The sequence below is a fragment of the Halomicrobium sp. HArcht1-1 genome (assembly GCF_058933285.1).
In genome coordinates this window covers 2,993,528-3,007,679 of the sequence record NZ_JBZYDL010000001.1, presented here as the reverse complement: position 1 = coordinate 3,007,679, position 14,152 = coordinate 2,993,528, and the positions used below count along the sequence as shown (strand labels likewise).

Below are 14,152 nucleotides of genomic sequence, written 5' to 3'. Positions count from 1 at the left end.
GTAGTGAAAGGAAAACGTCCGGACAGCGATTTGAACGCTGGTCCCTGGCTCCGCAAGCCAAGAGGATAGTCCACTACCCTACCCGGACTCACTCTAACCGAAGAGGGAGTGCTGTAAAGGGGTTACGGTTCGATCGGGCACTGCGGGACGGTACCACGAGTGTCGTCGCCGTGGCGTCGTCGACGCGACTCGGAGCGTCCCACGGCCACGCGGCGAGGGCGTCCACCGTACGAACGACCACAAGCTAATTACTTTCAGCCGTTCTCGTGGTGAACGTGAACCGTCGAACGACACTGATCCGGCTCGTCGGGCTCGGGGCGGCGGGGCTGGCGGGCTGTGTGTCCGGCAGCGACGGCGGTGACCGGCGACAGCGGACGACCCAGACAGCCATGACTCCGACACTGGACGACGCGACGATCGTGGTACAGCGCAACGACTGTGGCCAGACGACCAGCGACGCGACGGTGTCGTTCGGGGAGCACGTGGCCGTCTCGGGAACGATCTGGGCTCCGGACCCCGGCTGGACGGCAGTCCTGTCGGCGGCCAGCTACGACGCCGACGACGACGAACTGACCGTCGCCGTCGGTGTCGAACCACGGGACGACAGCGGTCCGGTCGTCCAGTGTATCGCCGAGATCGAGTACCGGGTCACGGCGACCTTTTCCGACGGCCTGCCGGGAGCGTGACGGTCACACACGAGACCGACGAGGGCGTGGCGACGGTCGCGACGGCGACGGCGTGACCACCCTGGCGGTCCGTGCGTTTATCCCGGAACGCGACCCATCGCCGCTATGCTACCGAGCCGAGGGCGGAAACCACCGGACGCGAGCGGTGCGTTCTCGTAACGACAACGCTTAAGCGGCGGCCAACCTTGCCTTGTGTACATCAATGGGTGCGATAGGAGACATCTACGCGGACCTCGAGACGGACGAGGTCTCCGAGGAGGAGTTCCGCGAGGCCGTCGAGGAGAAGGTCGAGCAGATGGGCGGGCTCGCAGACGAGGAGACCGCCGCGATGTTGCTCGCACACGAACTCAACGAGAACGAGGTCAACGCGGTCGCCGACATCGAGCCGGGGATGAACGAGGTGAAGTTCATCGCGAAGGTGATGTCGGTCGGCGATCTGCGCACCTTCGAACGGGACGGCGACGGCGAGGACGAACCCGACGAGGGTCGCGTGATCAACGTCGAGGCGGCCGACGAGACGGGCTCGGTCCGGCTGGCGTTCTGGGACCAGGAAGCCGAGTCGATCGACGAAGGACAACTCGACGTGGGCGACGTGTTGCGCGTCGCCGGCCGGCCCAAGGAGGGTACAACGGGCTGGAGGTCTCCGTCGACAAGGCCGAACCCGACGAGGACGCGACCGTCGACGTCGAGCCCGGCGGGGGGTCGACCATCGACGCCCTGAGCATGGGCCAGTCCGACGTCGACGTGCGCGGCGTGGTCCTCGACACCGACTCGATCCGGACGTTCGACCGCGACGACGGCAGCGAGGGCCGGGTCGCGAACCTGACGATCGGCGACGAGACCGGTCGGGTTCGGGTGACCCTGTGGGACGACCGGGCCGACCGTGCCGAGGAGATCGATCCCGGACGGCCGTCGAGATCGTCGACGGCTACGTCCGCGAGCGCGAAGGGAGTCTCGAACTCCACGTCGGCGACCACGGTGCCGTCGACGAGATCGACGAGGCGGTCGCCTTCGAGCCCGACGCCGCCGCGATCGAGCACGTCGAGATCGGCGAGACCGTCGACATCGCCGGCGTCGTTCGCTCGGCCGATCCGAAGCGGACGTTCGACCGCGACGACGGCAGCGAGGGCCAGGTTCGCAACGTCCGGATTCAGGACGCGACCGGCGACATCCGCGTCGCGCTCTGGGGCGAGAAGGCCGACAAGGAGATCGCACCGGGCGACGAGATCCTCGCGGCCGACGTGGAGATCGACGACGGCTGGCAGGACGACAAGGAAGCGTCGGCCGGCTGGCAGTCGACCGTGGTCGTCCTCGACGGTGCCGCCAGTGCTCCGGGCAACGGCGGCGCTGGTGGCGGGGGACAGGCGACCGGAGCCACGAGTGCCGACGGCGGCAGCGCCTCGGCGGGGCTCGACGACTTCGCCGACGGGGCACCGCCACGGCGACCGACGAGAGCGACGACGAGACCACTGCCGGCGAGACGATCGAGTTCACCGGGACGGTCGTCCAGACCGGCGACCCGGTCGTACTCGACGACGGCGAGGAGACGATGAGCGTCGAGACGGCCGAACGCGTCCAGCTCGGTCAGGAGGTCACGGCCCGCGGGACCCTCCGAGACGACCGACTCGACGCCGACGACGTGTTCTGACGCGCCGAGCGCAGTTACGGAAACTCTTAAGGCTGCGACAGTCCCGCCTTTGTGTATGAGCGTCGAGCTACCGTTCGCGCCGGTCGATTCGGTGATCCGGCGGAACGCGGGTGGGTTGCGTGTCAGTGCCGAAGCCGCCGAGGAACTGGCTCGCCGGATCCAGGAGTACGGGGCACGACTGGCCGCCGCCGCCGCCGAGACGGCGACGGCGGACGGACGAAAGACCTTGATGCCCGAGGACTTCGACGCCGAGGGCGTCCGAGACAAGGACGAACTGGAGCTGCCGGTCGCGCCGGTCGACCGGATCGCACGGCTCGACATCGACGACAGCTACCGGGTCGCGATGGACGCCGGGTCGCACTCGCCGACATCCTCGAAGCGTACGCCGACGACGTGGCGGCCGCCGCCGCGACGCTCGCCCGCCACGCCGACCGGCGGACGATCAAGGCCGAGGACGTCGAGACGTACTTCGAACTGCGGCAGTACTACTGAATGAACTTCGGCTACCGCGAGGTCTGCCTCGACCACGACACGGGTCCGCGCCACCCAGAGAGTGCCGACCGCCTCCGGGCGATCAGGCGGGGTCTCGCGGAATACCACGGCGTCGAGTACGTCGCCGCGGGCGACGCCGACGAGGAACTGATCTGCAAGGTCCACGATCCCGACTACGTCGCGGAGATCAAGACGTTCTGTCAGGATGGTGGGGGCAACTGGGACGCAGACACCGTCGCCGTCGAGGACACCTGGAAGGCCGCACTCGCCAGTGCCGGCCTCGCCGAGTGGGCGGCGCTCTCGGCGCTGGAGGGCGACGACGGCCGCGAGACGCCGTTCGCGCTGGGCCGTCCGCCCGGCCACCACGCGGTCGCGGACGACGCCATGGGCTTTTGCTTCGTCGACAACGCCGTCGTCGCGGCCCAGTCGGCACTCGACGAGGGTGCCGAGGGGGTCGCGATCTTCGACTGGGACGTCCACCACGGCAACGGGACCCAGGACATCTGCTACGACCGCGACGACATCTTCTACGCGTCGATCCACGAAGACGGCCTGTACCCCGGCACCGGCGACGTCGACGAGACGGGAACCGGCGACGGCGCGATGACGACACTCAACGTCCCCTACGACCCCGGTGCCGACACCGTCGACTACCTGGCTGCCGTCGACGAGCTGATCGCCCCGGAGATCGAGTCGTTCGATCCCGACCTCCTGCTGGTCAGCGCCGGCTTCGACGCCCATCGCCACGATCCGATCTCCCGGATGCGGGTCTCCTCGGAGGGGTACGGACTTCTCACCCAGCGGATGCGCGAGCTCACCGACCGCTGTGACGCCGGCCTCGGTTTCGTTCTCGAAGGCGGCTACAGCCTCGACACCCTGACCGACAGCCTCACCACCGTCCACGAGGTCTTCGACGGCTACCAGCCCTCACAGCCCGACGGGTCGGTCAGCGAGGACGCCCGCGACGTGCTCGACGCCCTGGTCGATCAGGGCTTCGGGTCGACGTAGTCCGCGAGTTCGACGCCGAACTCGCCTGCCAGGGACGCGACCGCCTCGCCGACCAGTACCTCGTACTCCGCTTCGAGCGCCGACGCGACGTGTGTCCCCAGCGCCACGTTCGACAGCGCGTCGCTTCGCAGGAACGCCGACGCCGTCGCGAACTCGCGGTCGCGTTCGACGACGTAGCGATCCCCGTCGACGTACGGCCCCGTCGCGTCGGCGGCGGCGTACTTCTCGTAGAATCCCTCGGCGTGGTCTCGGACGTGGACCGGCGGCCCTCGTGGCGCTCGATCGTGGGCCGCTCGGCCACTTCCAGTTCCGCCAGCAAGACGGCCGTCTCGTCTGCGAACGCCGTCGAGCGGAGGACGTCGAACCCACGTCGATTCAAGGCGTCGGTCACTCCCGACAGCGACCGTTCGAGCTGGGGCCAGAGCTGATCGTCGACGAGATCCGGCGCGTCGAACCGCACCGCGACCGGCGTCGTCCCCCGCCGCTCGAACCACGCCCGGACTGTCTCGGCGTCGACGGGCTCGGGCTCGCTGGACTCGAACAGGTCCGCTCGTGGCTCGGCCACCAGCTCGCGTGCGTAGTGCTGGAAGGTCGCCAGCTGCGTGGCCGACAGCACCGCCGCGACGTTTCGCTCCGGGTCCGTGGGATCGATCACGACGAGCGGATCGTCGAAGCTCTCCTGCCCGTGGTCGGCCGGATCGAACGCCACCGGCGGCGTCCACGCCGCCGCGGCCTCGACGAGCGGCCGGAACCCGTCGTGTTCGAGCACGAGCAGCTCCGTCAGGTAGCCGGAGAACCCCTCCGTCCTGAGGTCGCTGCCGTAGACGCCGATCGCCTTCATGAACTGCTTGCAGACCCGCACGTCCGCGGCCAGCGTCTCGTCGAGTCGCTCGGCGAGATAGCGCGTGTGAAACGGCGTCCGGTCGACCGCCGACTGGATCGCCGCCGCGTCGGCGACGTCGTAACACGGGACCAGATCCACGTCGTACCCGTCGACGGTGCCCTTGACGTAGGGGTGTTCGGCGTACTCCTCGTGGCCCGCCGGCAACACGGCGTGGCCGACCGAGAGCCCGTACTCCTCTAACTCCTCGCGGTCGAGTTCGGGCGGGAAACAGACGAACAGGTCCAGGTCCCGATCGCCCGCCGTCCACGTCCCGCGCGCCGTCGAGCCCACCCGCACGACGTGGGCGTCGACGGGCAACGACGCGATCGCGTCCTCGGCCCGCTCGGTGAGTCTGTCCGCGACCGCCTGCAACGCCGCGCGCTCGTCGTCGCCAGGGGTCACCCGCTCGCGAACCCGCTCGACCACGGCGTCGACCTCGTCGCTCATGCCCCCGGCTTTGCGAGGAGTGCGTGAAAGCGTGTCGATGGACGACGGAAAGCGAAAGTCCTATTTAACAACTCGGGCTATGGTGGGACAGAGCCGCCGTAGCTCAGTTGGTAGAGCACCACGCTGTTAACGTGGTTGTCCCAGGTTCGAGCCCTGGCGGTGGCGCTTCTCCCGTCGTCGACTCCCCGAGCCAGTCGCTCAGCTCCGTCGAGCGGCCCGTGGCGAGTGTCTCGCCGCTGCCGCAACGAGACGGTAGAATTTTGTCGGCCGGTGGGATACGAACGTACCAGGGCCCTTAGCTTAGTCTGGTTCAAAGCGATCGGCTCATAACCGATTGAGCGGTGGTTCAAATCCGCCAGGGCCCATCAAGCAACTGCCTGATTCCTGGCCGAACCGAAATTTCGACGAGTGACGCCTATACTGGTCGAAAGCAGGCAAATTGGGTTAGCGAAAAACCCCGGTTCAGAGCTGACTCGAATACGGAATTAATCGGGGGTCGCCGCCGTCCGGCGAATTTCCAAACCGAAACGGGGTGGTCGGCGTGAGCCAGCGCGCGACCGTCGACGCCCAGGTTGACACCGACCGCGGCGTTCGGAACCGCTCACAGTACGCCGACACACTACACCGACAGGACCCCGACAGCGACGAGCCACGGCCGGCCTGTCCCGAGGCGGACTATCGCGAGGATGCTGACTTCACAGACGTTCCGATCGCCGCGTACCGCCCACACTACAAGCTCTGTGGCAATCCGGAGTGCTTCGGGAGGGATTGGCGGTGAGGTACCAGTCGTCGCTATTCGAGTACGAGGAAGACCTGTCACCGCTGTCTGACGCCCAGCAAGAGGTGTACGAAGCCATCGAGCAGGACGGCTTCGGTGTCCGCGAGTACGCACGGAAGACTGGTCGATCTCCCGGTACCGTGGGCAACCTGCTTCGGCGGGCTCGTCGCCGACTGGGAGGTGACGCGGCGTGAGCGAGTTCGTCCGGGCGTCACGACTCTACGACGCCGAGAGGGGCGAACCCCTGCGTTTCGACTGGGCGAAGATGCAGCCACTCGGAGAGAGTCAAGCAGAAGTCGAGCGGGCCGTCCAGGGCCTGCTCGACGAGGATGCACGAGCGAGGTGAGCATGTCGCGGTACCTCAAGTGCGCCCCTCACGAGGGCGACGTGCGCTTTACCGTCGGCGTGCATCCCGATCCAGCCGTTCAGGATCACGGGCTGGCACCCTACTATGCGATGCACGGGTTCATGAAAGAGTGGGGTGATCGCTGGCAAACCCAGGGGAAGCCGACCCGTGACATCGAGTTCAACGGCCAGCAGTGGGCGACGGCCTTCGACTACTCGAAGAGCGGCCTGGACCCGTGGGACAACCCTTCCTTCGAGATCGAGGAGGTTCGTGAGTTCCAGTTCTACTTCGTCGCGAAGGACTCGCCCCACTACTCCGGTGAACCCGCCGACCAGGACCCGCGGACGAAAGGCGGGACGATCACCATCCGACCACGCTGGCCGAACCTCACGTCTGACGGAAAGCCGGTTTCGGTCCCACAGTACGGCGAGCCCTACATCGACGTGCAAGTGCAAGCCTCGAACATTCCCCACGAGACGTACCTCACGCTCATCCAGCGCGTGATGGACGCCTACGGGATCAGCAGCCGCTATTTCGACCAGCCCCATCCGGACAGCCACGTAAACGATCTGGCCTACTACGTCCGGCTGTACCGCGACGCCAGCGGCCCGTTGTACGCCCCGGACGGCCCCATCGCCCGGTGCCACACGTTGATCCAGGGCGACCGGAGCGGCTACCGGAAGCACGTCGAAGACAACACGAAGCTCCCCGGATACTACGTGACGGCCACCGTCGAAGACGAGAAGGCCGACGAACTGGTCCGTGGGCATGGGCTCGGGAAGGAGCTGAAGCACTACTACCCGAACCACCCCGACGAGTACGAGCCCGACGACGCCCCGTACCATCCGAAATTCGAGGTGTCGTACCAGACGAGTCGGACTGACGACACCGTTCGGTGGGACGACCTCGACGACGCTCGCCGGGAGCTGGAAGAGACGATCCTCAACTGTCTGGAGTGGACCGGTATCGCCACCACCGCCGACAGTGGCGCGTTCGTCGACTTCGATCCGTACTGGTCGGTCAAAGACACGACAGAGGCGCGGAAGATCGTCAAGTGCCCGCTGCCGGAGATCGAGGACGAACAAGAGCATCGCGTGATGCAACTGTGGGGTGACATGACCCGCGCCGACCGGGACGTGACCGAGCTGCTACTCACCGACGGTGGGAAGGTCTCGCCCCAGGAGGCCGCCGAGCAGACGGGCTACACGTACCGAACGATCCGCACGGTGATCGACCGCCTGGAAGGGCTGATTCGTCACACCTACGGCGAGATGGAACTCGAATCGAAGAAGATCCAGCAGGAGCTTCTCAAGCGCGTCAGGGCGGCCGGCGAGCGCTTCGAGCAGTCGATCGGCAGCGCCGTGATGGATCTGGCCGACGCCGCAGAGGAGCAGGAGAAGACGCGCTGGAGTCGACTCCGGCGAGAGTACGCGATCACCGTTCGCGAGGGCGACGACTGTCGGAAGTTGCTGCAGATGGGCTACCAGCCCGAAGATCGCGCGGAAGCCCGTGAGATCATGCGCGAGGTGAAGACAACGTACACGCAGTTCGTCGAGAACAACGTCTACGGCGTCCACGTCGTCGTGACCTACGCCGACGGTGCCCGCGACCGGTTCCGAGACCTTCGGAACGTGTTCGAAGGTCAACGGACCGGCGAGTACATCACCAGAGAGCAGCAGGAACGTCGGAACGAGAGCTTCGACTTCGACGCCTGGAAGGCTGCCGGGTGCCCGCCCGCTGACGAGTGGTCCGGGGGGTAGCGCGCCCCCTGGATAGAGGCATCACTGTTCAACACACCATTTTAGCGGCAATATCGTCCCATACACCCCACCCCGGCGCGTCGCGCGGCTGGGTTCGTTCCCTCTCGGTCACGTCACCCAGCCGCGCGACCAGGGGGAACCCGGAAAGCGAGCTTCCGGGTTCCCCTTAGTCGTGTGGCTAAGGCCACCTATCCAAAATACACCGCACAGCGACAACACGATCCACCGATTCCAGAACTTTCCGTCGTGATGACCACGGGAAGAATCATGGGATAGCAACAGCGGACCTTGCGGACAGGACTGGACCTCTCACAGATCCAGTCAGAGGATTTCAGGAACGGCAGAATGGTCTTTGTTGGTTTTGACTCCGTATTCATGAAAGGGGAAGTTCGACACTTATCAGTATAAAATCAAATTTTATCGGAGATCGTGGGAAACTCCTATTTCCATTCATTAAGTTCCTTGACAAGGAAATAAATAAATAAGACGTCGATAATGAATTCGTATGACTACCCGAAGGAAGGTCATTTCTGTCTTTTTGACAGTACTTCTCGTGACCTCCACGTTCACGCCAGCAGTTGCGGCAGGATTGCCAGCGAGTGGTGTCGGAAACGAGTCGACACCGGTCGACAGTGCCGGCAACCAGCCGACCGACACCGAGGCGCCGACAGACGTACAGACACGAACGGGGACCCCTGCAACAGAAACTGACACAGAAACAGCCACCACAGAAACGACGACCGCTGCGGCTCCGACAAGTACACCAACGGCGACGACAGAGACAGCCACACCAGTTGTCACGACGGAACCACCTGAAACACCCCGGATTTCGGTACCAGAGAACGCGACACCGCGCATGAAGAAGTCGGCCGCTCTAGCTATCATCGATCGCATCAACGCCAGTGAGAATCGTGGTGACGCGCGTCACGTCCAGCGGTCGCGAGACCGTATCAACGGCACCCTCTCGGACTATCGCGGGCCAGTCCGGGTCTCGAATACCCAAGTGTTCACCGACGATGGTATTGCTGTCCGTGCGCTGATGCACCCCGCTGAATCGGGACACAGCAACGAAACCCGTCGCGCAGTCAGCCTCGTCTATCAAGCCGACAATCAGAGTGCCCGAACGGCGGTCGCTGATGCCCGTCGCGTGCTGAATCGGTACGAAGGACAGCTCTCGAAGGACAACCGCCAGCCGGCCGAGAGCCAGCTAGACGTCGCCGAGCAGGCGCTCGACCGCGCCGATCGGTGGGGTACTCGCGACGCCGACGGACAGGCGTTCTACAAGTCGCGTGCGACGGCGATTCCGCACCTCAGGACCGCGTACCGTCACGCACAGATGGTAATCGACTACGTCGGTCGTGACGTGGGCACAGACGTCACGATCGATCGGCGTGTCGACTCCGTTCGATCCGGGAACGACACCCGACGATACCGTGTCGCCGGGAACGTCAGCGCCGTCGATCCCACAGCCGGTCAGCAGGTGACCATCACGATCAACGACGATCGGACGGTCACCACCAACACGACAGCGCTTCGAGGAGGCTACGGTGCGAATCGCACGTACGCGACGACGGTCAATCTGACTGAGCAGGTCAACCGAATCGAAGTGACGGCCAACGGCGAGACGGAGTCGCCTGCGGTGCTCCGACTCGACGGCGACGGACTCCCCGACACGTACGAGCAGTCGGTGACGGGCACCGATCCGCTCGATCCCGACAGCAACTCATCGCGGACGGCCCGTGACGAGAGTGACAACGGCACCGTCGACGGCTGGGAAGATTTCGACGGTGACGGGCTCACCACGCTCGAGGAGCGCCAGACCGGCACCGATCCGTTCGAGGCGGACACCGACGGGGACGGACTGGAGGATCGAGTCGAGATCGCACTCACCCAGACCGACCCGGTCGTCGCGGACACGGACGACGACGGGACCGTCGACGGCGCCGAAGACCCCGACGAGGACGGACTGGACAACGCGGCCGAATTCGCGAATGGGACCCAACCACAGATCGCCGACACCGACAGTGACGGCTTGACTGACGGCGAAGAGATCATCGAGTATGAGACGAACGCGACCGATCCGGACACCGACGACGACGGTCTCACAGACGGCGACGAGATCGAACTTGGGACCGACCCGCTCAACCCCGATACTGACGACGACGGCGTGCTGGACGGCAACGAGACGTTCACGACGACCGCCACCAACGAGTCGACCGGCGTCGAGGTGGCACTCAACGGGGAGGGTAATGTCGCGGCGACGACGACCGTCACCTCGAAATCCTCGTACTTCGACAACGGAACCGCAAGTGCGAGCCCGACCGTCCGCGTCCAGAATAGTTCGGAATTCGACAATGCGACCGTCCGACTACCCGTCAACGAGACGATCCCGGCCTCCGGGTACGACGATCTCTCGGTGTTCAAGTGGAACGGCTCTGCCGAGGACCGCTGGACACCGATCAACTCGACGATCGAGAACGGCAACGCAACGGCGACCGTCTCGTCGTTCTCGTACTTCACGGTGCTGGACACCGAGGAGTGGGTGAGTGCGACGACGGTGCCCGCACGCGGTACGAACGGCACCCAGACGCCAGTCTCGTTCGCCAACCAGTCCGGATTTGATTGTCAAGACGCCTGCGAACTCCAGAACGACACGACGCTCGTCGTCGGTGGTGAGCCGAGCGCCCAACAGATTGTCGTCACACAGGGCAACCGAACGATTCCGGTCGTCCCGCTGAGCAACGGCCAGGAGATCCAAGAGTTCTACGATTACGGAAACGCCCAGATCAACTCACCGCTGCCGATTTTCGAGTCCGACATCAGCCGGCTCTTCTTCTGGTCCGGTCCGAACGGCCTCAGTCTCGGACTCATCCACGACAAACCGAGCGACGGGTCAGGTGCTGCGGTGACGATGACCTTCGACGGACTCCCAACACAGGATGGTCAGTGGGTGGTAAAGGACGACCCCAGCGATTTCACGTCACCGAGGCGATTCGACTGGACTTGGAATTATCGTCGAACCGATGGCGGTGTCTTCCGTGGTGGACTCCCGAATTCGACGGTAACGATCGATCCAGCGTTCAACAGTGACGCCAGTGAGTCACCCCTGACTCCCGGCCGACTCGACCGCTGGCAGGTCCTGACTGGCAAAGCCACCGACCCCCGAAATCACTCGCTGTCGATGGACGAGCCGGTAACGATCGAAATTCCTGACGCACCGACGGAGAACCAGAGCGATGCGACACTTGGGGATACCGGCGTAGCGACGCTTGAAACCACGCTCTCTGAGGACGAGGACCTCTCGATCGTCTACCAGACCGAGCAGACCAACACCGAGCCCAATGCGACGGTGACGGTGACAGGGGCTGACGGGACGACCATCACGGAGTCGCTCAGTATTGGGACTATCGGGACTATCCAGGAGGGACTGAACGTCTCCACGCTTGCTGCCGGCCCAGCGACGATCGAGATCGAAGCCTCGGGCGTGAACCTCCGGACGCAGCTCGTCCGTGGCACAGCAGGCGGTACTGACTCCGACGGCGACAGCCTCCCCGACCACCTCGAACAACAGACCTGGCGGCTTCCGCTCGCCGACGGTGCAGAATTCAGCACCTCCCCCACCGAGGCAGACACCGACGGCGACGGACTGACCGACGGTGAAGAGGTCGACTTCGAGCTGACGACCGTCGACGGCGAAAAGCGGTGGACGCCCGTCGTCCACTCAAACCCGACGCTTGTCGACAGTGACGGAGATGGTGTTTCAGACCGCGTCGAAAAGGAGGGCTGGGAAATCCCGGTCGTCTCCACCGACGGGGTCAAGAAGCCAGTTCGGTATGAGGCAGAGTGCAACCAACAAGAGACAGATGATAGTCGACTCACCTGGGAGGGCGAAAACTGCACACCAGACGACGAGGTTATAACGGTCTCGTCGAACCCGCTCATCGCAGACACCGATGGCGATGGACTCCAAGACAGCGTCGAACGAGAGCAGACGCATACTGATCCCAGAGCCAGCCAGACCTACGCTATCACCGCTCGTCACGAGGAATACCTGGAATCGGTGTCGTCGGCAGATCTGAGAGGTATCGGGGTCCCGATATCGGAAATTAAAGACGAGAACGACGACGTCTATTTGACTGATAGTACGGACGACTTCGATTTCAGATTCGATCGTTCTGTGGGGTCAGGCGGCGATTCGGGGTCAGCAGGATCACTCGATCGATTTACCCTCGAAAATCGGTCTGCAAGCGGGGCGCCGACCGATACCTGGTTCGCAAACAGGCGTGAGATTCAGACAGATCCGTGGGTCGCCGACACCGACGCTGATGGCTTGACTGACGGCCAGGAAAGCCGATATCTCACAGTGGGCGACCTGACGATAGAACGTGGCTGGCGTCCCGGCACTGATCCTACGGACCCCGACACAGACGGGGACGGACTTGAGGACGGTGCCGATCGGTGTCCGACTGAGACCTCAGAGCAGGAACAGAACGGTTGCAAACCGGGATTTGAAACCCAGACGACACTGTCTGCAAACGCAGAGGATACGCTGTTACACTTCAGAGTTCGCGGGACTGATGCACAGTACGAGCCAGAGGGTGATTTCTTCTTCACTGTTACGAGTGCGTCCGGCGATACCCAGCGGGTACACGTGACACCCCCCAGAAGGACCCCTCCGAGTATCGATCAATACTCACCTGTCTTCACTCGCCGTGTAGACCTTTCGGAGTTCGCCGGCAAGCGCGTCACGATCGAACTGAGAAGTCCTTCCGATGCGCAGTTCTATCACTTCAAGCTCGGGCTCGACACCGATCGCGATGGCGTGATCGACGCCGTAGAGGACCGGGAGTGGCAACTCCGGACAGTCCGTGAGAGTGGTGCCTTGACCAGTAATTTCGAACTGGACAGTTCGAAGGCGGACACCGACGGTGATGGCCTTCTTGACGGCCGTGAGGTGGCCTTCTACAGAGTTGAGGGCGAGTGGGAACTCTACGAGCCACAGACATACACGAACCCGAGTCTAAAAGACTCCGATCGGGATGGCCTCAAAGATGCACGAGAAGTCGATCGGACGTGTACCAGTCCCGTCGCCGTGGATACCGACTTCGACGGTCAAACAGACAAACGAGATCCGGATCCATGCGATCCTGGAAACCTCGGAGAGAGTCTGAACGAGAACGGTCGTGCGATGATTGAGGGGGCTGCACTGGGTGAGGCGGGGATGCCTGACGGTGTGGTCACCAGCGGTTACAACGACAATCCCAGCTATCTCGTCGGATGGATTGGACTGTCCTTTGTTCCACTGTTTGAGATTCCAGCAGACCTTCGCGATGCCGCGCAAAACGCTGGACAGGGCGACTACGGTGACGCTGCTCTCGATGGGATTGGGCTCGCTCCGTTCTTCATCAATGACGTCCCGAAGGCTCTGAAAACGATCAAAAAATGGATACAGTACAATCCGGACAAGGCGGACGATGCATACCGTGCCTTCATTTCTTCGGGGCTCTCCAAGGCCTTCCCCGAAGACAAGGCCTACGAGTTCCACAAAGCGTTCGGTAAGGGCGACGACTACAAGCGAGTTGTCGCAGACGGTGGTGTTCCAGTATCGAAGCTAAATAAGAATATCGGCAAAATAAACAGTAACCAAGGCGTGGGTAAAGGTGAAAAGCTGAACGAAAAACTGACGATAAGTGACGTTGAGACATCTATGATTGAAAATGGAGGGGACCAAAGAGCTATTCTTATAAACACTAACAAGTGGAATAATAAAGAAAAAGTACTAGAAGACGGTCCCGGATTCAAACATATCATAGCTCGTCACGTCCCTGAAGACTCGAAAAAGTTCGAAGACTATGATGTTGAGCCGGGTAAGTATAGTACCACGAAAGGCAAAAACTCACAGTTCCCAAAGTCTATGGGTCCTGAAGATATTAAAAAGGCAATCAGTATAGCAGTTAAGAACCCGACCCGTGTTGAGGGTGATAGAATTGTTTATGAAGGAGGACGATTGGAGAAACTATACGATATGGAAAGACCTCTAGTTGTCTTACGCTCTGAAGATTCGGGACTGATCATTACGGCTTATCCGGAATCATAGTAAATTA

General features: G+C 63.1%; 7 protein-coding genes, 3 tRNA genes and 3 pseudogenes. 11 read left to right on the top strand and 2 right to left on the bottom strand.

Annotated features, from left to right (window positions below; all coding sequences use genetic code 11):
• Positions 1-15: 15 nt before the first annotated feature.
• A tRNA-Arg gene (locus tag AC5FRZ_RS15725) sits at positions 16-88 on the bottom strand.
• A gap of 187 nt (positions 89-275) precedes the next feature.
• Between AC5FRZ_RS15725 and AC5FRZ_RS15720 the strand changes: the two genes are divergently transcribed.
• From AC5FRZ_RS15720 to AC5FRZ_RS15705, 4 genes and pseudogenes are all read left to right on the top strand, one after another.
• Complete coding sequence (locus AC5FRZ_RS15720) at positions 276-686, top strand: hypothetical protein (protein ID WP_493565049.1); 411 nt, start codon at positions 276-278, stop codon at positions 684-686.
• A 202-nt stretch (positions 687-888) separates the two neighbouring features.
• Positions 889-2,334: pseudogene (locus tag AC5FRZ_RS15715) on the top strand (single-stranded DNA binding protein).
• A gap of 55 nt (positions 2,335-2,389) precedes the next feature.
• Positions 2,390-2,826, top strand: a pseudogene (locus AC5FRZ_RS15710) (histone).
• Positions 2,827-3,834, top strand: a complete 1,008-nt coding sequence (locus tag AC5FRZ_RS15705) for a histone deacetylase family protein (protein ID WP_170092785.1) — start codon at positions 2,827-2,829, stop codon at positions 3,832-3,834. It abuts the pseudogene before it with no gap.
• On the opposite strand, the pseudogene cca reads toward AC5FRZ_RS15705, so the two are convergent.
• Positions 3,813-5,164: pseudogene (cca, locus tag AC5FRZ_RS15700) on the bottom strand (CCA tRNA nucleotidyltransferase). The gene AC5FRZ_RS15705 and the pseudogene cca overlap by 22 nt on opposite strands.
• Positions 5,165-5,256: 92 nt before the next feature.
• On the opposite strand from cca, the gene AC5FRZ_RS15695 reads away from it, so the two are divergent.
• The 7 genes from AC5FRZ_RS15695 (at position 5,257) to AC5FRZ_RS15665 (ending at position 14,145) form a co-directional block, all read left to right on the top strand.
• Positions 5,257-5,329 (top strand) — tRNA-Asn (locus AC5FRZ_RS15695).
• A gap of 124 nt (positions 5,330-5,453) precedes the next feature.
• A tRNA-Ile gene (locus AC5FRZ_RS15690) sits at positions 5,454-5,529 on the top strand.
• 176 nt (positions 5,530-5,705) lie between these two features.
• Entirely contained in the window at positions 5,706-5,942 is a 237-nt protein-coding gene (locus AC5FRZ_RS15685; protein WP_240936923.1) for a hypothetical protein, read from the top strand.
• Positions 5,939-6,136, top strand: a complete 198-nt coding sequence (locus tag AC5FRZ_RS15680) for a sigma factor-like helix-turn-helix DNA-binding protein (protein ID WP_208628954.1) — start codon at positions 5,939-5,941, stop codon at positions 6,134-6,136. Before AC5FRZ_RS15685 ends, AC5FRZ_RS15680 begins: the two co-directional genes overlap by 4 nt.
• Positions 6,133-6,288, top strand: coding sequence for a hypothetical protein (locus tag AC5FRZ_RS15675; RefSeq protein WP_493565048.1), 156 nt, complete (start codon positions 6,133-6,135; stop codon positions 6,286-6,288). Before AC5FRZ_RS15680 ends, AC5FRZ_RS15675 begins: the two co-directional genes overlap by 4 nt.
• A gap of 2 nt (positions 6,289-6,290) precedes the next feature.
• Complete coding sequence (locus tag AC5FRZ_RS15670; RefSeq protein ID WP_493565047.1) at positions 6,291-8,048, top strand: DUF7845 domain-containing protein; 1,758 nt, start codon at positions 6,291-6,293, stop codon at positions 8,046-8,048.
• A gap of 505 nt (positions 8,049-8,553) precedes the next feature.
• Positions 8,554-14,145, top strand: coding sequence for a hypothetical protein (locus tag AC5FRZ_RS15665; RefSeq protein ID WP_493565046.1), 5,592 nt, complete (start codon positions 8,554-8,556; stop codon positions 14,143-14,145).
• Positions 14,146-14,152: the final 7 nt, after the last annotated feature.